This window comes from Corynebacterium sp. HMSC066C02, from assembly GCF_001814945.1.
GTDB classification, from domain to species: domain Bacteria; phylum Actinomycetota; class Actinomycetes; order Mycobacteriales; family Mycobacteriaceae; genus Corynebacterium; species Corynebacterium aurimucosum.
In genome coordinates, this window is sequence record NZ_KV818450.1 from 305,724 (window position 1) to 325,867 (window position 20,144).

At 61.7% G+C, this 20,144-nt stretch carries 13 protein-coding genes and 1 tRNA gene; 9 read left to right on the plus strand and 5 right to left on the minus strand.

The features are described from left to right. From HMPREF2996_RS06805 to HMPREF2996_RS06825, 5 genes are read left to right on the plus strand one after another with little or no spacing between them, the layout of a single operon-like run. On the plus strand, positions 1 to 3,177 hold the full coding sequence (locus tag HMPREF2996_RS06805) for an ATP-dependent helicase (RefSeq protein WP_256375083.1): 3,177 nt from the start codon (positions 1 to 3) through the stop codon (positions 3,175 to 3,177). After that, positions 3,170 to 6,382, plus strand: a complete 3,213-nt coding sequence (locus tag HMPREF2996_RS06810) for an ATP-dependent helicase (RefSeq protein ID WP_070644089.1) — start codon at positions 3,170 to 3,172, stop codon at positions 6,380 to 6,382. The genes HMPREF2996_RS06805 and HMPREF2996_RS06810 overlap by 8 nt, the downstream gene beginning before the upstream one ends. Positions 6,383 to 6,424: 42 nt before the next feature. Next, positions 6,425 to 7,537 carry a potassium channel family protein gene (locus HMPREF2996_RS06815; protein ID WP_070446120.1) on the plus strand — a complete coding sequence of 371 codons (1,113 nt, stop codon included), beginning with the start codon at positions 6,425 to 6,427 and terminating at the stop codon, positions 7,535 to 7,537. Next, positions 7,537 to 8,271: an NAD(+) diphosphatase gene (locus HMPREF2996_RS06820; protein WP_070719628.1), complete on the plus strand. Its 735-nt coding sequence runs from the start codon at positions 7,537 to 7,539 to the stop codon at positions 8,269 to 8,271. Before HMPREF2996_RS06815 ends, HMPREF2996_RS06820 begins: the two co-directional genes overlap by 1 nt. Next, positions 8,243 to 10,294, plus strand: coding sequence for an ATP-dependent DNA helicase UvrD2 (locus HMPREF2996_RS06825; RefSeq protein ID WP_201829624.1), 2,052 nt, complete (start codon positions 8,243 to 8,245; stop codon positions 10,292 to 10,294). Before HMPREF2996_RS06820 ends, HMPREF2996_RS06825 begins: the two co-directional genes overlap by 29 nt. 6 nt (positions 10,295 to 10,300) lie before the next feature. Here the strand turns inward: HMPREF2996_RS06825 and HMPREF2996_RS06830 are convergent, their stop codons facing one another. Further along, positions 10,301 to 11,131 carry a hypothetical protein gene (locus HMPREF2996_RS06830; RefSeq protein WP_070730654.1) on the minus strand — a complete coding sequence of 277 codons (831 nt, stop codon included), beginning with the start codon at positions 11,129 to 11,131 and terminating at the stop codon, positions 10,301 to 10,303. Between the two features lie 72 nt (positions 11,132 to 11,203). Here HMPREF2996_RS06830 and HMPREF2996_RS06835 point away from each other — a divergent pair, with 72 nt between their 5' ends. Next, positions 11,204 to 11,701: a M48 metallopeptidase family protein gene (locus HMPREF2996_RS06835; RefSeq protein WP_070730656.1), complete on the plus strand. Its 498-nt coding sequence runs from the start codon at positions 11,204 to 11,206 to the stop codon at positions 11,699 to 11,701. On the opposite strand, the gene HMPREF2996_RS06840 is transcribed toward HMPREF2996_RS06835, so the two are convergent. Then, complete coding sequence (locus HMPREF2996_RS06840; RefSeq protein ID WP_070730659.1) at positions 11,698 to 13,125, minus strand: zinc-dependent metalloprotease; 1,428 nt, start codon at positions 13,123 to 13,125, stop codon at positions 11,698 to 11,700. The genes HMPREF2996_RS06835 and HMPREF2996_RS06840 overlap by 4 nt on opposite strands. Positions 13,126 to 13,218: 93 nt before the next feature. On the opposite strand from HMPREF2996_RS06840, the gene HMPREF2996_RS06845 reads away from it, so the two are divergent. Continuing rightward, positions 13,219 to 14,295: a YlbL family protein gene (locus tag HMPREF2996_RS06845; protein WP_070730660.1), complete on the plus strand. Its 1,077-nt coding sequence runs from the start codon at positions 13,219 to 13,221 to the stop codon at positions 14,293 to 14,295. A gap of 4 nt (positions 14,296 to 14,299) precedes the next feature. Here the strand turns inward: HMPREF2996_RS06845 and HMPREF2996_RS06850 are convergent, their stop codons facing one another. Both HMPREF2996_RS06850 and HMPREF2996_RS06855 read right to left on the minus strand, forming a co-directional pair. After that, positions 14,300 to 14,980: a beta-N-acetylglucosaminidase gene (locus tag HMPREF2996_RS06850; protein WP_070730662.1), complete on the minus strand. Its 681-nt coding sequence runs from the start codon at positions 14,978 to 14,980 to the stop codon at positions 14,300 to 14,302. A 77-nt stretch (positions 14,981 to 15,057) separates the two neighbouring features. Further along, entirely contained in the window at positions 15,058 to 15,648 is a 591-nt protein-coding gene (locus HMPREF2996_RS06855) for a PPA1309 family protein (RefSeq protein WP_070446104.1), read from the minus strand. Between the two features lie 123 nt (positions 15,649 to 15,771). On the opposite strand from HMPREF2996_RS06855, the gene HMPREF2996_RS06860 reads away from it, so the two are divergent. Both HMPREF2996_RS06860 and HMPREF2996_RS06865 read left to right on the plus strand, forming a co-directional pair. Then, on the plus strand, positions 15,772 to 18,750 hold the full coding sequence (locus tag HMPREF2996_RS06860; protein ID WP_070730664.1) for a UPF0182 family protein: 2,979 nt from the start codon (positions 15,772 to 15,774) through the stop codon (positions 18,748 to 18,750). Positions 18,751 to 18,905: 155 nt separating this feature from the next. Further along, positions 18,906 to 18,982: transfer RNA gene (locus HMPREF2996_RS06865), tRNA-Met, on the plus strand. 161 nt (positions 18,983 to 19,143) lie between these two features. Here the strand turns inward: HMPREF2996_RS06865 and HMPREF2996_RS12465 are convergent. Continuing rightward, positions 19,144 to 20,144: IS1249 family transposase (locus tag HMPREF2996_RS12465; RefSeq protein ID WP_083313796.1), on the minus strand; the 1,001-nt coding region annotated here is incomplete at its 5' end.

Consider the following 20,144-nt stretch of genomic DNA (forward strand, 5'->3'; position numbering starts at 1 on the left):
GTGAAGTACAGCAGCGAATCCCCCATACGTACCGGCGTCACGCTTCCTCCCTCGCCGGAAGTCCGCCTCATTCCCCGAAGCCGCCGCGCCACGTCGCGCGAGTGGGATGTTCCTTTGCCACAGCAAGGTACCTGGCGGGTGCTTGGTGCGGCGGGATCAGGGGTGTCGAGCCTGCTGATCGACGTTGTCTTGGCCCAACTCAATGCTGGAGCCGATGCCTCCGGCATCCTCGTCGTCGCCCCCTCCAAGGAATCCGGCTCGTTGCTGCGCCGGGAGTTAGCAGAAAACCTCGATGACTACGCCGCACAGACTTCGATGGTGCGCTCGGTGCACTCATTGGCTTTTGCGCTTCTGCGCCACAGCAGCGAGGAGGAGCTGCGTCTCATCACTGGTGCGGAACAGGATGCAGTGATCCGTGAGCTGTTGCAGGGCCATGCGGCCGATCGCCGGGGCGCGTGGCCAGAGGAGATGCGCCCGGCCCTAGAGTATGTGGGCTTTGCGCGCCAATTGCGTGATTTGTTGCTGCGTGCCATCGAACGGGGGCTCGGACCGACGGACTTGGAGGAGCTGGGACAACGCTACGGCCGGCCCATGTGGGGTGCTGCCGGAGACTTCCTGCGCGAGTATGAGCGCACTCAGGCGCTGGCGGGTTCGCATTCCTATTCCGCTGCGGAGCTGGTCAGCCAAGTGCTTTTGCGCCCAGAGATGTTGCGCGAGCACCCGTGGCACACCATCGTGGTCGATGACGCGCAGTTGCTGGACCCGACCTCCGGCCAGCTGATCGCGGAGCTGGCGAAAACTGCACGCCTCACCGTGATCGGCGGTGACCCCGACCAAGCGGTTTTCGCCTTCCGTGGTGCTAATTCGGAATTCCTCACCACCTGGAAAGCAGAGAACGAACTTCGCCTGAGTTCTACGTACCGCAGGCCGTCCCCGGCGTGCGTGAGCGTCGTGGATTCCCGCGGCACCTTGCGTGATGTCCTGGCCAATACGGTTCGCCGCCGGCACTTAGAAGACGGCGTGGACTGGCGTGATATCGCAGTGATCGTGCGCTCTACCGGGGATATTGGATCGGCCCGTCGCACGCTGCTTTCTGCTGGCGTGCCGGTGCACATCAACCCCACGGACGTGGTACTCGCTGAGCAGCGCTTGGTCAAAGCAGTACTTCTGGCTTTGCGTGCTCTGGAAAATGAGCTTGAGCCCGTGGAGCTCGAGGACCTGATTACAGGTCCCGTGGGCGGCGCTGATCCGGTGACTCTGCGGAGGCTCATCCGCGGCCTGCGCCGTTGGAAGCCGGAGCAGCGCGGAATGAATACACTGCGGGAGTTGCTGGACGGTGAGTTGCCGGACTTCAATAACCTCCTCACCGAGCGCGAGGAAGCGATTTTGGCGCGTATTCGCGGGGTGCTGTCTGCCGGGCGCGCGGCCTTGCAGCAAGGCGCTGCTGTTGAGGAAGTCCTGTGGGAAGTGTGGCAAGCCACCGGTTTGGATACACGCCTACAGGCAGCAGCCCTGCGCGGCGGTGCCGCGGGTTCGCAGGCGGACCGTGACTTGGACGCGATGATGGCCTTGTTCGACGCCGCCGGCGATTACGCCGAGCGTCGTCCGGCGGCGTCGTTGGAGTCCTTCATTCTGCACATCACGGAGCAAGAACTGCCCACCGGCGTGCGGGATCGCCGCTCGGCCTTGCCCAATGCAGTAGAAATCCTCACCGCGCACGGCGCAGTGGGGCGCGAGTGGGACACCGTCATCGTGGCGGGCGTTCAGGAAGGAACATGGCCCTCGGTAGGGGAGACCGGCTCTCTTTTTGGGCAAGAAGATCTCATCGATGTGCTGGATCGCGGCATCACTCCCGGCACCCCAGTCAGCCACGTGTCGGGGCGCTTGGCGGAGGAGCGCCGTCTCTTCCACGTGGCCACTACCCGTCACCGGCAACGGCTGCTCATCGTGGCGGTGGACTCACCGGAGAGCGATGTCGTGGAAGAACCCTCGCGTTTCATCGACGAGTTCCTTTCCGCTCGCGGCGTTGATGTTCCCGGCGCACAAGCGCGCCGGGAGGCGGGTAAGCGCCTCGCACGCCAGGCCTGGCCACGTGAGTTGGGCCTCGAGGTGCCGGAGCCGAATCCGGTGACGCTGCCCAGTGCTGCTAGTGGGGAGGAAGAGCTCGATCCTCTCGATGTCTCCGTACTCTCGGTGCCCGCGTTCGTGGCGCAACTGCGCCGTTGTGCAACTGATCCGGAGACCAATGAGGCGGAACGTTCCCAGGCGGTCCGGCAGTTGGCCCGTTTGGCGGAGGCTGGGGTCCCTGGGGCGCATCCGGATCAGTGGTGGGCCGCGCGCGGCGTGGCTTCGGAATTGCCGCTGCGTGGTTCGAGCACGGTGTCGCCATCCCGGGTCGATGCCTTGCTCACGTGTCCGCTCAACGCGGTGCTCGGGCAGCTCGTGGAGGATGATTCTGCGAACATCAACCTGCTACGTGGTAATTTGGCGCATGCTTTTTTGGAAGCGCTGGGGCGCGGTGCTGCCGCCGAGCCTGCGAAGCGGCTTGTGCTCGATGCCTTCGATGCGCTTGTGGAGGGGCCAGCGTGGCATCGCGAGGCTGAGCGTGTGGACTTTGAGCGCCTTATCGACCGCACTCATAGTTGGGTGCTCTCGAGCTCTACATCACTTGAACCCGTTGGCGTTGAGGTCCCCGTCAACGTGGACATCGGCTCCGATGTCACCATTCGCGGGTTCATTGACCGGTTGGCGAAGGCCGGGGAAGACTATGTCGTGGTGGATCTCAAGACGGGGACAAAAGTCCCGTCGGCGGCCCGCGCCCAAGACAATACCCAGCTCATGACATATCAGTTGGCGCTAGCACACGGCGCGCTTGTTACAGCACCCGCGGAACCTGGCGGCGAGTCGCAGGCTGTGTCTATCCGGACCGGTGATGGCCTGCCGCGTGGCGGAGGTGTTCTGGTGTATCCGCGCTCCAGTACTGCCGCCGTGTCCACCCGGGAGCAAGCCACCAAGCCTCCTGAAGAGCTCGAAGAATTTGCGCAGTCGCTGCCCGCACTCGTGGCTGAGCTGCGTGGTCCGGACCTGACCGCACGTGAAAACGCTGATTGTGATCGCTGCCGGATCCGCTCTATCTGCCCTGTGATGAATGAAGGAGGTCTGGTGACCGATGCCTAAGAATCCCGCTCAACACTTCAGCCCTGAGGAGCTGGCTGCCGCGCTGGGCAAGCCCTTTCCGCCCACCCCGGAACAGGCCGCCGTTATTGATGGCCCGCTTGGACCGAAGCTCGTCGTGGCCGGCGCAGGCGCTGGTAAGACGGAGACGATGGCCTCGCGTGTTGTATCGCTCGTGGCCAATGGGCTCGTGCGGCCTGAGCAAGTCCTTGGCCTAACCTTTACCCGCAAGGCAGCCCAGCAACTAGAGCAGCGCATCCGCCGCCAGCTGCTAACCCTGCGTTCCTCTGGAATCCTTGCCCCGGGCAGCCCAGCGGCAGAAGCAGTGGAAAATATCGCGCCAAACGTGTCCACCTATGACTCTTATGCGGGTGATCTTGTCCGCGAGTATGGCCTGCTCATGCCGGTCGAGCCGAATGCCCGAATCATCACCGAGGCGGAACGCTATGCCATCGCCCACGAGGTGGTCAGCAATTACTCGGGTTCGCTCAGCACAGATAATGCGGTGTCCACGGTCACCGCTACCTTGCTCAAGCTCGCGGAAACGATGGACGGAGAGCTTAAGAATCCGCAGGATCTCTATGAGCACGAGGACATCTTCCGCAAGACCGCTGAGGACCTAGAAAAGAGCAAGAGGACCAAAGGCGAGTTCGGCAAGGACTTGCAGAAATACCTGGATACCCAACGCCTGCGCCTGGAGTACCTGCCCTTGGTGGAAGCTCTCAAGAAGGAACAAGCGGAGCGCGGGGTCATCACCTTCGGTGAGCAGATGTCCATCGCCGCCACGCTGGCCAAGAACTTCCCGCTCTTAGGTGAGCAACAAAGCGCGCGTTACCGCGTCATCATGTTGGATGAGTACCAAGACACCTCCCATGCGCAGCGCATCTTGCTGCGCTCGCTCTTCGGTGGCGAGCGTGAGGGTCTATCAGTTACCGCGGTGGGTGACCCCATGCAGTCCATCTATGGCTGGCGTGGCGCGACGGCGGAAAACCTGGAAGCTTTTGTCACAGACTTTCCGCAGCCGGACGGCACCCCGGCCCCGAAGGACCAACTCACCACCTCCTGGCGTAATCCCTCGACGGTACTCAGCTTGGCTAATGACGTGGCGTCGAAGCTCTTCTCCTCAAGCCCCGGCGAGCGCCCAGTAGATGAGCTGTCGCCCAAGCCCACGGCGCCGGCCGGCAAGGTAGAGCTGGGCTATTTCGCTTCTGAGGACGAGGAGCGCGCTTTCATCGCTGAGCATCTCCGCCAGCTTTATGAGTCCACGCCGGAAGGCGAGGATTTCAATGCCGCCGTACTCGTGCGCACCAATAAGCAATCGCCGTTGATCGCCGCTGCCTTGGATGAGGTCGGTGTGCCCAACGAGATCTTCGGCCTCGGTGGACTTCTCTGGCAGCCGGAGATCCAAGATCTTGTGGCGGTAGCCACGCTTTTGGTGCGTCCACAAGACACCGCCGCGGCGCTGCGTGTGCTGACCGGACCGATGTGCGGTCTGGGCATCGCCGATATCCAGGCGCTGCATTCGCGTCAGCGTAATCTCGCCGGCGCCACCGAAGGCCGCACGCGGTGGGAAGGCGGTGATCCCCTGGCGCACCTAGCCGCCCAGGTTGAGGAGATTACCGCGGAGGGGCCGGACCAGGTGCTGGGGCTTGCCGACGCCCTCGCAGACCTCGGCGAACGCGATCGCTACAGCACCGAAGGCTTGGAGCGCATGGAGGAGGTCTCCTCTAAGCTGCGCTACCTCCGTACCTATTCTTTGGGCAAGACTCTCAACGACATCGTGGCCGATATTGAGCTTCTCTTCGGCTTGCGCACCGAAGTCCTCGCCTCAGGCAAGCCGGGCGGGGCAACGCACCTCGACGCCTTCGCCGACTTTGTCGCGGGCTTCCACGGTGATGGCTTGGCTGGCCTTTTGGACTATCTTGAGTTGGCTAAGGAGAAGGAAGACGGGCTCGAGCTGGGAGAGGTCCCGCTTGTGCGCAACCGCGTGCAGATCATGACGGTGCACAAGGCCAAGGGCTTGGAATGGGAACACGTCTGCGTGGCGCATGCGGATTCCTCGAGCTACAAGGCGCAGGCGGAGACCTTCCTGACCAAGATCGAAAAGGCCCCAGGTGACGAGGACGTCATCGATGTGCCCGAGGATGCGGTGACGCGCTCTGACTTTGATAAGGCGTGCACGGCTTTCAAAGAACAGAACCGCGAGTTCCAAGCAGAGGAAGCGGCGCGTCTTTTCTACGTGGCCATGACCCGCACCGAGTCCACGCTGACGGTGACTGGTTCCGGCACGAATAGACTCAAGGGAAAGAGCAAGAAGGGCCCCTATTCCTACCTGCAGTTATTAGCGGATAAGCATCCGGAGCTGATTGTCCATTGGGATATCCCCGACATCCCTGTGGAAGAGGAGGAAGGAGGTGCAGTTGAGGCCTCTTTCCCTTCTTTGAACCCGCAGTCGGAAGCGCTGCAGGCAGCAGAGGCGGTACGCGCGGCAATGGAGAACCTCCCTCCGCTGCGCGATGGCGAAGTCTTCGGTCTCTGGGAACAAGAGGCGAGCGCGCTCATTGAAGAGCACAAAGCGCTGCAGGCCCCGGTGGTCGATGTAGAACTACCCGGCGAGCTGACGGCCTCTGACATGGTGGCCATGTCGGCAGACCCCACCCAATTCGCACGCCGCCAGCGCCGCCCCATCCCCTTCAAACCTAATTCCTACGCCAAGCGCGGCACTGCTTTCCACGCGTGGCTGGAGGATCGTTTCGGCGCGCCTGCCTTGCTGGGGGAGGATGAGCTGCCCGGTTCTCACGATGAACCGGACCACGACTTGGAGTCCCTCAAGGAGTCCTTCCTAGCCTCGGAGTGGGCACAGCGCACGCCGGCTTTCGTAGAGGCCCCTTTCGAGATCACCATTGGGGATTCCGTCGTCCGCGGCCGCATGGATGCGGTATTCCAACAGCCGGATGGCTCGTGGCTCATCGTGGACTGGAAGACTGGCCGCCGCCCCCAGGGTGCTGCTCTGTACTCGGCGCAGATTCAGCTCGCCGTCTATGCGGAGGCATGGCGGCGCATCCATGGCGTGGAGACTGTCCGCGCGGCTTTCTACTACGTGCATGAGAACTATCTTTTGGAGCCGGAGGACTTGCCCACCGGGCCACGGTTGGCTGAGCTTTTAAGCTCTGCAGTTTCCACGTCACCAGGGTTGAGTCTAAGGTAGTCTCACGAGGAAATCCGCATCATCTAGGGAGGTTGGCGCTTCGTGCCCAAGCACTTAGGCAAACGCATTACGTCGCGTTTCTTGTCGCAGGTAGAGCTGACCTCGCAGCCTGACCATGCGCTGCTTGACGTCATCACGATTCCGCGTACCGCGAGCACCAGCCCGTGGAAGCAACTGGCGCGCCGAGTTATCTGGGCTATGGGGCTGATGGTCTTTGTCACCATCATCGTCTTTTTCGACGGTGATGGCTACAGCGAAGACCTGTCCTTCCTCGATGCCGCCTACTATTCAGCGGTGTCGTTGACCACTGTGGGCTATGGCGATATCGTTCCCGTCACCCCCACCGCGCGCTTCATCAACCTCATTATCGTTACCCCGGCCCGCCTGCTCTTCCTTGTTTTGTTGGTCGGTGCTACCTTGTCGGTTCTGACGGATCGAGCCCGCCGCACCTTTGAAATCCAGAATTGGAGAAAGCAATTGCGTAACCACACCGTTGTCATCGGCTATGGCACTAAGGGCGCTGGTGCGGTCGCCGCCCTCATCGCCGATGACGTTCCCGCCTCCCAAATCGTGGTTGTTGACAACAACCGCGCGGCCCTAGCCAGCGCCGAGCACCACGGCCTCGTCACCATTTACGGCTCCGGAACCAAGCAAGACGTGCTGCGCATCGCCGGCGCGCAGCACGCCTCGTCGGTGGTGGTGACTCCGTCCACGGACGATACCGCGGTGCTGTGTACCTTGTCCGTGCGCGAGCTCAACCCCAAGGCCAAGGTGGTCGCTTCCGTGCGTGAATCCGAGAACCGCCACCTACTCCTCCAATCCGGTGCCGATTCGGTGGTCACCTCCGCAGAGACCGCCGGACGTCTCCTGGGCCTAGCCACCGTGACACCGACGGTGGTGGAGATGATGGAGGACCTCCTCTCGCCGAACGAGGGCTTTTCCGTGGCCGAGCGTGCGGTGCGCGAATTCGAAGTGGGCTCCAATCCACGTCACCTCGCCGACATTGTTCTGGCGGTTCTGCGCAACAACGAGCTACACCGTGTCGATACGGCAGACGCGTATGCACTCAAGCCTGGTGACCGCCTGCTCTATATCAAGCATGAGATGCAGCAGGCTGCGGAAGATACCGATGAAGACGAGGATGAAGGCAACTAATGTTCCTGCCCGTCACCGAGACTGGCCTTGTCCCGGTATCGCCACAAGGCCAGCCGGTCTTTCTGGCTAAGCCGACGGGGGAGATCGTGGTTGCGGCCGGGGATATTCACGCTTTCCTGGTGGAGTCCGAGGCCGCCGAGCGGCTCGGTACACTGCGCGATGCCACCTTCTTTAACGGTCAGCGCGACATTCTCAAAGCCCTGCATCTGATCCGTAACCGTCGGGAAGCGCGCTTTGATCCACGCACTGGGCGGGAGCTGTCCTACCCTGCGCCCGGGGCCGTGGGACACGATGGCGAACGCCTCGTCTTTCCCCGCTTGGATCCCGCCGTCATCGGCATCATTCACCACGCGGAGTCGGACCGTATCCTGCTGGCTCGCAACCGTCACCGTCCAGGATTCTTTTCACTCATCGCCGGCTATGTCGATCCCGGCGAGACCCTTGAAGAAGCGATGATCCGCGAGGCACTGGAGGAAACCGGTCGTCGCGTTGAGTCAGTTTCCTATTGGGGCTCGCAGCCCTGGCCGCCTAGTGGCTCTTTGATGGTGGGCTTTTCCGCGGTCACGGAGGATGTCCAGCCCGTGTGCGATACTGACGAAGAGCTCGCAGAAGTGCGGTGGGTGTCCCGCGCTGAGCTGCCAGAACTGACCATTGCCCGCAAGGGTTCAATTGCACACACGATGATTATGGAGTGGTTCCACGGTGATGAGACCGGATCTGTCCCTGCTCGATGAAGACCAGCGAGCCGCAGCCACGGCGCCGCGCGGCCCAGTCTGCATCCTGGCGGGTGCCGGAACGGGTAAGACCCGCACGATTACCTATCGCATCGCTCACATGGTGGACCAGGGTTTCGTCAACCCGCAGCGCGTTCTGGCCGTCACCTTCACCTCTCGCGCCGCGAGTGAAATGCGCGAGCGGCTCAACCAGATGGGCGTTGGGGGAGTACAAGCCCAAACCTTTCACGCCGCAGCGCGCCGCCAGTTGAAGTACTTTTGGCCGCAGGTTGCTGGGGATCTGCCCTGGCAGCTCATAGACAACAAGTTCAGCCTGGTCGGCCGCGCGGTCCGCTCGCTTGGCCTGGACAACAACAAGGACACGATTCGTGATTTCCTGGGGGAAATCGAATGGGCAAAGTCTTCACTGATTAGCCCCGAGGGCTATCCCGGTGTCATCGAATCCACGGACCGCGAGGCGCCGGGGGATCCGGCCAAGGTGGCGGAGGTCTTCCGCCGCTATGAGGACATGAAGGCCACCCCGGATCTCATGTACCTCGATTTTGATGACTTGCTCATGCACATCGCCGGCGCCATCGAGAACGTGCCTGCGGTGGCGGAGGTCTTCCGTGAGCAGTACCGAACCTTTGTGGTGGACGAGTATCAAGACGTCACCCCCTTGCAGCAGCGAGTACTGGAGGCCTGGTTGGGGGAGCGCGATGACCTGACGGTCGTGGGCGATGCCAACCAGACCATCTATTCCTTCAACGGTGCTTCCCCGGAGTATCTGCTGAATTTTTCCCGCACCTACCCGCAGGCCACCGTGGTCAAGCTGCAGCGAGACTACCGCTCCACCCCGCAAGTGACGGACCTGGCTAACGAGGTCATCTCGAAGGCCACGGGCCGCGCGGCGGGGACCCGCCTGGAGTTGCAGGGCATGCGCGAGCCTGGACCCGAGCCCACGTTTAAGGCCTATGAGTCTGAGGAGATCGAGGCCAAGGAGGTCGCGGGCCAGGTTCTGACCCTGCTGAACCAGGGAGTGAAGGCTTCCGAAATCGCCATTCTTTACCGCATCAACGCGCAGTCGGAGCAGTTTGAGCAGGCGCTTGCTGACGCTGGAGTGGTTTACCAAGTCCGCGGTGGCGAAGGCTTCTTCCGCCGCCCAGAGATTTTAGAGGCCATCCGCGTGCTCATCGCTGCCACGCGCCGCGATGATTTGCCGAATGATCCGGTGGCTGTGGCACGTGCGGCCTTCGTGGAGCTGGGGCTGTCCGCCACGGAACCGCAGGGTGCGCAGGCCCGCGAGCGCTGGCAGTCGCTCACGGCCTTGGTGGACCTCATCGCGCAGATCGTGGAGGACCACGAGGGGATAGACCTGCCTGGTGTATTGGGTGAGCTGCACCGCCGCTCCGAAAACAAGCACAACCCCACGATGGAGGGCGTGACCCTCGCTACCATTCACGCTGCCAAGGGCCTGGAGTGGGATGCGGTGTTCCTTGTGGGGCTCACCGAAAAACTCCTGCCCATTAACCACGCCATCAAAGCCGGCGATGAACACGTGGAGGAGGAGCGCCGCCTCTTTTACGTGGGTATTACCCGTGCCCGCGAGCACCTAGCTTTGTCGTGGGCGCTGGCTAAGACCACTGGTTCGCGGGCCTCACGTGAGCGAACTCGTTTCCTGGACGGCGTGGTCCCGGGAATCGAGGAAAGCCAGTCCTCGAACCGTCGCTATCGCCCGCGCCGTTGCCGAGTGTGCTCGGGGCAGCTCAGCAGCCCGGCAGAGAAGGTCCTCGGCCGCCATGAGTGGTGCGAGTATGAGGGTGATGAGGATGTCTTCAACGCGCTGCGCGCGTGGCGGGCGTCTGTGGCGAAGGACTCTCAGGTTCCTGCCTACGTCGTCTTTTCTGATGCCACCCTGCAAGCGATTTCGGAGGCTCTTCCAGCCAACGAGGCGGAGCTGCTGGATATCTCCGGGGTGGGCCCCTCGAAGCTGGAGCGCTATGGCGCGGAGGTTCTGCAGATCATTGCTTCTTCCCGCGGCTAAGAGGAACTAAGAAGCAGCGCAGTACGTGCAGCGAGGATGTTCCATGAGAAGCCTCCGTTGCTCTAGGCCGTAGAGGTCTATCTCCGTGAGTTCGCCGGCGAGCGGCTTGCCACCGGGCGCTCCTGGCGGGGCCGGCCTTCCCAAGAGCCGGCGAATAATCACCACTGCATGCATCACTATCGCAGTGCGCACGATGGGGTCGCCCGGCGCTTCCACTGTCGCGGCGCGGTGGGCCACCTCGTGCCATAGCTCGTCTGATTCGATGCGGTGCAGATGCGCGCACAGCGGGCAGGGGCCAGCCCCGTCGATGCGAACTGGTCCGATGATGCCGCGGGCATCGATCATAGATACCGGCAACCAGGTGGCTGGGGAATTGCGCAGGGCTTGTGCCCATTCCGTGGCGCCATCCAGCATGTCGACAGCCACGATAGGCAGGTGCCCGGCCACGTTTGCGATGTACTCGGCAGGGGTTTCGCTGTGGAGAGGAGAGCGTGGTTGGAAGGAATCACCAAGCAGGACGTCGCGCAGCTCATTGGCCAGGGCGGAGGTCCCCAGCACAGCCACACGCTGCGGCCGGGGCGCCGGCCACAAAACACGGTAGCTAATCAGATCCTCCACTAAGCTGCGGGCAGCTGAGGGGCTCATGCCCGTATTCTCAATGGATTTTTCAATGGTTTGTCGGGTCAGCGGCGTGCGCAGCCTGTTGAGCAAGCCCGCCAGCTGCGGGTGGGCTTCAAACACGCCGACGCGCGTGGCATCCATCCCGCACTGGAGCATTCCGGGTTCGCGCTCAAGAATCGTGGTTTCCGGCGCCAGCATGTACGTCTGTGCACTCAAGACTGTCCTCCCCGTTGTGCCCCACCCCAGGTGTGTGTAGATACCATTGCACCACAGGTAGAATGCCCTGTCATGTCGAGCAATCCCGAGGTACGTGTCATCCGTTCGGCACGGCGCCGTCGCACCGTCCAAGCCCGCGTGGTCGACGGTGTTGTGGAGGTGCGCATCCCCGCGTGGATGTCAGCGGCGGAAGAGCGCGAAGCGGTGGATGGCATCGTGGCGAAGGTGCGCAAAAAGCACACCTCTTCGCAGCTTTCCGACGATTCCCTGGCCGACCGCGCCCGCACACTGAATGCCCGCTTTTTGGCGGGCCGCGCCACGGTGGGTTCCATCCGGTGGGTGAGTAACCAAAAATCCCGCTGGGGTAGCTGCACTACCTCAACGGGCGATATTCGGATTTCTGACCGGCTGCAGGATGTTCCCGACTACGTCCTCGACGCGGTCATCATCCACGAGTTAACGCACACCTTCATCCCGGGTCATGGTCCGGACTTCTGGGAGTGGGCTGACCGCGCGCCCAAAGCCGAGCGCGCGAAAGGATATCTTGAGGCTTACCAGCGTTTCCGCTAGTTCTCTTCGCCCGGCTTGTCCTCTTTATTGTCGTCGCCGTCGGCGTCTGTGTCCTCGCCAGCGCTGTCGCCGGTGTTATCGCTGGCATCGCCCCCGGCATCCTGCTGGCGGAGCATCTCCTCCAGCTTGGAGAACTCAGCTTCAAAGCCCTCATCAGGGGTGTCATCGAGCAAACCGTCGATGAAGGACGCAGGGTTCTCCAGGTGCTCGGCCGTGGGCAGAAGATCCGGGTGGTCCCAGGCGGAGTCACGTTTGTCGGCGCCCACCGCGACGGTGGCGCGGCGCCAGAGTTCAGCGGCCGCCTCCACCTTCGGGGCATTGAGCTCGATGCCGACGACCTGGGAGAAGGCCTTCTCTGCGGAGCCGCCAGTGGAGCGGCGGTGCGCCCACGCCTCGGTCATTGCCTTCGTAGACGGGATGCGCTCTCCCAGGGCCTCGGTCACCACGTGTTCAACCCAGCCCTCAACGAGTGCTAAGAGGGTTTCCAGACGAGAAGCCGCGACTGCGTTGCGGGAGGTGATCCGCGGGGACAGGTCCATGCCCTGTAGCTTGCTCATAGCGTCCTGGATGGCCTCAGGGTCACCGGATTCCAGGTTGAGCTCGCGGGTAGCCTCCTCGATATGGGAGGTATCGATAACCAAGCCCATGGCGTATTCCTCAACGGAGGAGACGAGGCGCTCGACCAACCACGGCACATGCTTGAACAGGCGCTGGCGGGCGGCTTCACGGGCGCCGATGTAGACGAGCACTTCCTGGCCCGGAACGTTGAGATCGCGCGCAATGGCCTGGATATTGTGCGGCAGGAGTGCAGTGGTGCCTGCGGGGGAGACAGGCAAGCCGAAGTCAGAACCGGTCAATGCCTGCGCAGCCAGATCACCCAGCGCGTGGCCCAGCTTTACGCCGAAGTTCATGCCGGACATCGAGTTCATCATCGAGGTCATCGGGCCCATCATCTCGCGGGCTTCCTCCGGCAGGGATTCCAGCTGCGCGGAGTTCATGTGCTCCGCAACCGGGGTGACCATGCGCTGCCACATCGGCAGCGTCTCATCCAGCCACTGCGCGGAATTCCACGCGGTGACGGTGCCGGATGCGGTGGGCAGGATCGTGGCATCATCTAGCCACAGTTCCGCTAGCCTCACGGCTTCCTGCACGGCGGTGCGGTCTTGCTCGCTGACCTCTTTGTCGCGGGAGATTTGCTGGTGCGCGATGCGCTTGGCCAAGTCATAGTTGACCGGGCCGGAACCCTCCGGGGAGTTCATGGAGGAACCCATGCCGGACAGCATCTGGCCGAACTGATTCAACAGGTCTCCTAGGCCACCGTTGCCCGCGCTGAAGCCGAAGGCGCCGAACGGGTTCTGGTCGCGACGATCGTTATCATCGTCATCGTCGTTATTGGGGAAGGAAAAACCGAATCCGTTGCTCATGGGCCCTAATCTACTAGGTTTCCTAGCGCGGATTCTAGGACCACGGCAACGCTGAGAGCGAACAGGCACCCCGAGGCTGTAGGCTGATCCTCCGTGAAAACCCCGCAGAACCCCCGAGCCCGCCGCCTGTCCACCCTCACGTGGGGAGCCATCCCGGTGGTGTTGACGGGAGCCCTGCTCAGCATCGACCACATTCCCGGCACCGATATCACCTTGTCCGTTCCCTACGCCGCCGAAGGACCAGGGCCCACCGTGAACACTTTGGGCGAGGTGGAAGGTGAGCCGGTGGTCAACGTCGAAGCTCCGGACACGTTCCAGCCGGAGGGGCAGCTCAACATGACGACGGTCTCCGTGCGCACCAACATGACGCTGGCCCAGGCCCTGGGGCGGTGGTTGTTGACGGATGACACCATCGTCCCCATCGAGAATGTTATCCCGCAGGGCAAGACAGATAAGGAGGTCCAGGAGGCCAATCAACAGGCCTTTACCCAGTCTGAGTCGGCGGCCACGGTCGCCGCCATGGACTATCTGGACAAACCGGTGAGAATCGAGGTGGCACAAGTACTCGATGACGGCCCCGCAGCAGGCGCGCTTGACGACGCCGACATTATCACCACCGTCAACGGTGACAAGGTCACGGAGCCTGGCCAAGTGCAAGAGAAGATTCGCGCTCTTCAGCCTGGCGATGAGGTGGAGCTAGGCATTGTTCGCAAGGGCAAGGAAAAGACTGTCGGGGTCACCCTCGGCTCCCACCCCGAGCAGGAGGACGTGGCCCTGCTAGGCATCCTTATGACCTCGGTTCCCACCGAGGACATCACGGTGGATTACAACCTGCAGGACGTCGGCGGCCCCTCGGCCGGCATGATGTTTACCTTGGCGGTGATTGACAAGCTCTCTAGCGAAGATCTCACCGGCGGCCGGTTTGTCGCCGGCACCGGCACTATAGGTGAGGACGGCGAGGTCGGCCCCATCGGCGGTATCGTCCACAAGGTTCACGCGGCTCAGGAAGCGGGCGCTGAGCTTTTCCTCGCCCCAGCCGACAACTGCGCGGAGGCAGTCAGCCGCGATACCGGAGACATGGTGGTGGCTAAGGTCCACACGCTGGATGATGCCATCGAGGCCATGCAGGATTTTGCGGAGGGCAGGCCCGTCGAGACCTGCGAAGGCTAGCCCGCTAAACCAGGCCTAGCTCCTTGAGGCGCTCTTCCGGATCGTCCTGGTCCGTGGAGATCATCTGCTGCATGATAAGGCCCTCATCGTTGTCAACGACGGTGAGGATGGCCGTGTTGCCCAGCATGGACCAGCCCACGACGCGGTTGCCGCTGTCCTCGATGACGCGGGAGCTGCGCAGCTCGGTGAGCACCTGGGTGGTTTGGGAAGCCTTGGTCTTGGACTTGAAGAACTGGAACTGGCCTACCTCCGAGCCAGAGCAGTTGAAAGAATCCGTCACGCCATTGGGATCGCAGCGGTCGAATTGCGCGAAGATCCCCTCCGGTACGAGCCCGCCGAAGATCTCATAAGCTTGCTCCACGGAAGCATTAAACGCCCCGCTGGGCTCCGCGGACTCGCTGGCGTCCTTGTCTTTGTCTTTGTGGTCGGCGGAGCTGCGGGCTGAGGATTCATCCTTCGCGTCTGAGCTGGTCTCAGACTCAGAGGCGGCAGGAGAGGTCGTCTCGGATTCCTCGGCGGACGTGGCTGGGGCCGGCGCGCTGGTCTTCTCCGCGGCGGCGGTGGTTGCTTCGCTCGCAGGCGCTGGGTCAGGGGAGGGGGCATCGTCCTTCCCACATGCGGAGAGCAGGCAGCCGGTGGCAAGCACGGCCGAAGCTGCGGCGGTGAAGCGGGATGTCAAGCGCACGAGAGACTCCTCTATCAATTGCGTGCCCAGCCCCGAGAGCTGAGCACTAATGGCCACTGCATTCTGAGTTTAGTCGATTAGAGCATTTCCTCCGGATCTTGCTCCAACCCGTAGCGCAGCGCAGCGATGACCCCCGGTGCCACATTCGGTCCGCCACGCAATTGGATATCGTCTTCTGCGAAGGGGCCGGCCTCCGCTAGTTCCTCCTCGGTCGGACGCAATTGCAGCAGGGTGAGCTCCGCGCCATCGTTGTCGACACTCTCTGCATCGGCTGTGGAGCTTCCGTCCAGGGCGGTAGCCCGCAGGACTCCGGAGAAGAGGCGGGCGGGGCGGGCGTCGCCAAGCGCGGCGTCCGAGGTGTCCTTAAACATGATCTCCTGGGCCAGGATGACGCCGGCGATCTCCCGCGGCCATGCTAGCCGCGAGACGTAGTCCGCGAGGTGCTCCGATCCCGGTTCGATGCCTTCCGGCAACTCTTGCACCACGAGGGTGAGGGGAGAGGAGTCATCGACGTCCCCAAGCTGGGCGGCCACCAGCTCAGTAGGGACGAGAGCAAAAAGGGTAGGAGGCGCATCCCAGCCTTCGGCGTGGATGAAATCCACGGCTTCGCGCATCGCCTTGTTGAGCGCGCGGTGTACAGCGGGCTGGGAGGAAGGTTGGGAACTCATAAGCGTCCTTGTTCGTTGACGGTCATAGTGCTTCTCTAGACTAGAAGCTTGATACCTCTATATTCGCACGACACTTGATTGGAGCTGGAGTTGGCTTCCGGACTCAACCGACCCGCCGCCCCGATGAAACGTCCGCCCAAATTTCTCTCGTGGGTTGTCGCCATCATCGCGGTCCTCTTGTTCATTGGCCCCATGTTGGTGGGCTTCTACACGGATTGGAAGTGGTTCGGCGCGATTGAGTACCGTGGGGTCTTCACCAAGACCCTGGTGACGCGCATCGTCCTCTTCATCCTCTTCGGCCTCGTAGCAGCGGCTGTGACGTACGTTGCGGGCCTGATTGTGTGGCGGGGACGCGGTGACTCGATGGACATGGCGGACTTCAATTCCCCCGTTTATCAGTACCGCAAATCCATTGAGAGCACGATGAGTGTCTTCCTCAAGGTCATCCCAGTCCTCGTCGGCGTAGTCTCTGGCCTTCTGGGACAGGCAAATTGGCGGACCGTCATGCTCTTCCTCAATTCTCATGACTTTGGGGTGGCCGACCCGCAGTTCAACCACGACCTTGGCTTCTACGCCTTCCGTTTGCCGGTGTGGTCAATGCTGGTCAGCGCTGCTTCCATGCTGGTCGCAGTGTGCTTCCTCATCGCACTTGTGGGGCACTACATTCTTGGCGGCATTCGCTTGGGCAATCGCGCCGCCGGCGTGCGTGGTTCGCTGTCGAAAGCAGCGCGCACGCAGCTCGCCGTCACCGGTGGCATTTGGATGCTGCTCCAGGTGGCTGGCTACTGGCTGGGGCGCTACGAGTTGCTGTACAACCAGCACTCGCTGTTTACGGGTGGTTCCTACACGGACATCAATGCCTACCTGCCGGCAAAGATCATCCTCATGATCATCGGCGTGTTCGTGGCCGTGGCGATCTTTTCTGCAGTGGTCATTAAGGACCTGCGCATCCCCGGCTTGGCCGTGGTGCTCATGGTGCTGTCCTCCTTGGTCATTGGCCAAGGCTGGCCGCTCATCATGGAACGCTTCTCCGTGAACCCGAACCGCCAGGCTAAAGAGGCGGAGTCGATCTCCCGCAACATCGAGTCCACTCGCTTTGCCTATGGCCTCACAGACGACAAGGTGACCTACGAGGAGAACTGGGGCGCGGAGGACGTCACCGATGACAAGGTTGCCTCGGATGACTCCACCATCTCCAACCTGCGCCTGCTGGACCCGGACATTCTGGCGCCGACGTTTACTCAGATGCAGCAGCTGAAGAACTTCTACGGCTTCCCAGAGACGCTGGCGATGGATCGCTATGAAATCGATGGCGAACTCCGTGACTTCGTGGTCGCAGCCCGCGAGCTGGACCCGAACGAGCTGCAGGAGAACCAGCAGAACTGGATTAACCGTCACACCGTGTATACCCACGGCAATGGTTTCATTGCGGCGCAGGCCAACACAGTCGATGAGGTAGCTCGTGACGCCGGTTCGGCCCGTGGTGGTTTCCCCATCTTCACGGTGGCGGACCTGCAGACCCAGGCGGGCAAGGACGCCGAGGGTGAGGGCGAAACCCAGAATGCTGAAGAATCCCTCGGTATCAAGGTGGACCAGCCGCGAACCTACTTCGGCCCGGTGATCGCTAGCGCCCAGGATGGGATGGACTACGCCATCGTGGGCAAGACGGGTGATGAGTCCGTCGAATACGACACCGATACCTCCACCTACACCTATGACGGCAAGGGTGGCGTCGACATCGGCAACATTGTTGACCGCACTGCCTTTGCGCTGAAGTACCAGGAACTCAACTTCCTGCTCTCGGACCGCGTGGGGCCGGAGTCCAAGCTGCTCTATGACCGCGACCCGCGCGAGCGCGTGGAGAAGGTTGCTCCCTGGCTGACGACGGATTCCTCCACCTACCCGGCGGTCATCGACGGCCGCATCAAGTGGATTGTCGATGGCTACACCACCTTGGATTCCCTGCCGTATTCGCAGCGCACCTCCCTGACGGAGACCACCCAGGACGCACAGAACCCGACGGGCACGACGCAGCGCTTGGTCAACGATCAGGTGGGCTATATCCGTAACTCGGTGAAGGCGACTGTCGACGCTTACGATGGCACCGTCGACCTCTATGAGTTCGACACCGAAGACCCCGTGCTTAAGGCCTGGGAGGGTGTCTTCCCGGGCGTCGTCAAGCCCGAGTCGGAGATCTCCGACGAGCTTCGTCAGCACATGCGTTACCCGGAGGACATGTTCAAGGTGCAGCGCAACCTGCTGGCCAAGTACCACGTAGATGACCCGGGCGTCTTCTTCAACAACGACGCCTTCTGGTCCGTGCCGGAGGATCCGACTGCCGGTGAATCCCAGGGGCTGAACCAGCCGCCGTACTACGTGCTGGCTTCCGACCCGGAGACCAACAAGCCGAGCTTCCAACTCATCACCTCCTACCGCGGTCTGAACCGTCAGTTCCTCTCTGCACACATGGCGGTGTCGTCTGATCCGGAGACCTACGGTGATATCACCGTGCGCGTGCTGCCGACGAATACCCAGACCCAAGGCCCTAAGCAGGCGCAGGACGCCATGATGTCTTCTGATCAGGTGGCTCGTGACCGCACACTGTGGCAGGGCTCGAATGACCTGAAGAACGGTAACCTGCTGGCCCTGCCAGTGGGTGGGGGAGAGATCCTCTACTTGGAGCCGATCTACTCGCAGCGCAAGGGCCAGGAGTCTGCGTTCCCGAAGCTGCTGCGCGTGCTGGTGTCCTACAAGGGGCGCGTGGGCTATGCGCCGACGATTGGTGAGGCCCTAGAGCAGGTCGGCATCGACCCGAAGGCCGCCCAGGACATCACCGAAATTGAGGGTGACTCCGGCAAGCAGACGGAGAAGGATGACGAGGAGGCCAATGCCGCCGATAAGAAGGACGAAGAGAAGGACTCTGAGTCTTCCGCACCGGCCTCCGCTCCGAAGGCATCTGACGAGGGCGAGGCTATCGACGCCATCAACAAGGCTCTCGATGGTGTAGACAAGGCCAAGAACGGCTCCTTTGAGGAGTACGGCAAGGCCCTGGACGAGCTCGATAAGGCAGTGGAGGACTACCGCTCCCTGCAGTCTCAGTAAGTCCGGATAGGTGCCGGCGAAAACTCGGCGCCTCACCTATGAAATGGCGCCTGCCCAGGGGATTTGGGTAGGCGCCAAGGTGTCTGTATAGTTACATCCGTCGCCAGCACACGGGACAGTGTGCAGAGCGCTTGATGTTTGGAAGTACATCTCGACGCGGGGTGGAGCAGCTCGGTAGCTCGCTGGGCTCATAACCCAGAGGTCGTAGGTTCGAATCCTGCCCCCGCTACCAACTTCCGACCCCTACCAGGGAATATCCTGGTAGGGGTCTTCTTCATTTTGTACTGAAATCGCCACTTGGTGCACTAGATGGTGCACTGGGCTCAAAATCGGCTTAAGGGACATTTCGTGTGGATTTGCGGCGTGTCGCATTAAGGGACATTTCGTGTGGATTTAGGAGCGTCCGGCCCAGCCTTTTCTTATGCCTAAGCTGGGGCTCCACTCGTTGTCGATGCCGGTGTCGAATGTGGCAGGTCGCCCGTCGGGGTGGCCGCGTCGTTTAAGTTGTTCTTTTGCCCAGGCTGCGCGTGCGGCTTTTTCTCCTTGGCGTCCGAAGTCTTGTTGCTTAGCTAACTCCAGCGGGGCTACCGGGTCTTCGGTGTGGGTGTAGAGCCACCAGTCCATGGTGATGCGCTGATGCTCATCGAACATGCCACGATGGTTTCCTGCTAGGTCTTTGAGCTGTTTATTGATGCCGCCTTCCAGCAAGTTTGTGGTGGCTTTTAAGTCCTGTGTGACACCTTCAGGCGGGTCAAGGAAGGTAAATAGCTGTCCGACGTGGATGAGTTTTTCCAAACGTTTTAGAGCCCTGCGGGCGTTGCGGTGGGTGTACCACCATTTCTGGTTAGCGCTGACCCATTTCGGTACTTGGCCTGCCGGTATAACACTGCGGTAGGTGCGCTGTTTAAGCCAATCAGCAAAGGTGATGCGGGTGTGGTGGACTGCAGTAGTAAACCGTGCAGCATCTTCACGGTTGTGTACCTGGACGAGCATGTAGCCCAGTTTCCGGATTGCTTTATGCGCTGGGTGAATCGGATTGCGGCTGATATCGGCGAAGGTGTTGCGCTGGACGTGGACTAGGCAGCGCTGGATGGCAACGTCGGGCCATTTAATGCGCAGTGCCTTGAGTACTCCGCCTGCCCCGTCGGTGGTGACGATGAGTGGTTGCGCGATTTTGTCGAGCAGTTTCAGGTACTCGTATGAGCTTTCACGCAAACACCAGTGCCAGGCAATGACGTGTGTATTGGTGCAGGCTACCAACAGGCATTTCTTGTGGAAGTAGGTGCCGTCGATAAAGACCTGGTCGTAAACCCGATAGGGGTCAGTAGACGTGGGCACGGTGATAAACCACAAAAGCTTGAACTGAAGCGTCCTGGGTTTAGTTCCTACCTCAG

What these genes read in the sequence shown, in the direction of transcription:
- HMPREF2996_RS06810 (WP_070644089.1), top strand. Translation starts at nt 3,170, where the DNA reads ATGCCTAAGAATCCCGCTCAACACTTCAGCCCTGAGGAGCTGGCTGCC.
- HMPREF2996_RS06820 (WP_070719628.1), top strand. Translation starts at nt 7,537, where the DNA reads ATGTTCCTGCCCGTCACCGAGACTGGCCTTGTCCCGGTATCGCCACAA.
- HMPREF2996_RS06825 (WP_201829624.1), top strand. Translation starts at nt 8,243, where the DNA reads ATGAGACCGGATCTGTCCCTGCTCGATGAAGACCAGCGAGCCGCAGCC.
- HMPREF2996_RS06835 (WP_070730656.1), top strand. Translation starts at nt 11,204, where the DNA reads ATGTCGAGCAATCCCGAGGTACGTGTCATCCGTTCGGCACGGCGCCGT.
- HMPREF2996_RS06840 (WP_070730659.1), bottom strand. Translation starts at nt 13,125, where the DNA reads ATGAGCAACGGATTCGGTTTTTCCTTCCCCAATAACGACGATGACGAT.
- HMPREF2996_RS06855 (WP_070446104.1), bottom strand. Translation starts at nt 15,648, where the DNA reads ATGAGTTCCCAACCTTCCTCCCAGCCCGCTGTACACCGCGCGCTCAAC.
- HMPREF2996_RS06860 (WP_070730664.1), top strand. Translation starts at nt 15,772, where the DNA reads ATGAAACGTCCGCCCAAATTTCTCTCGTGGGTTGTCGCCATCATCGCG.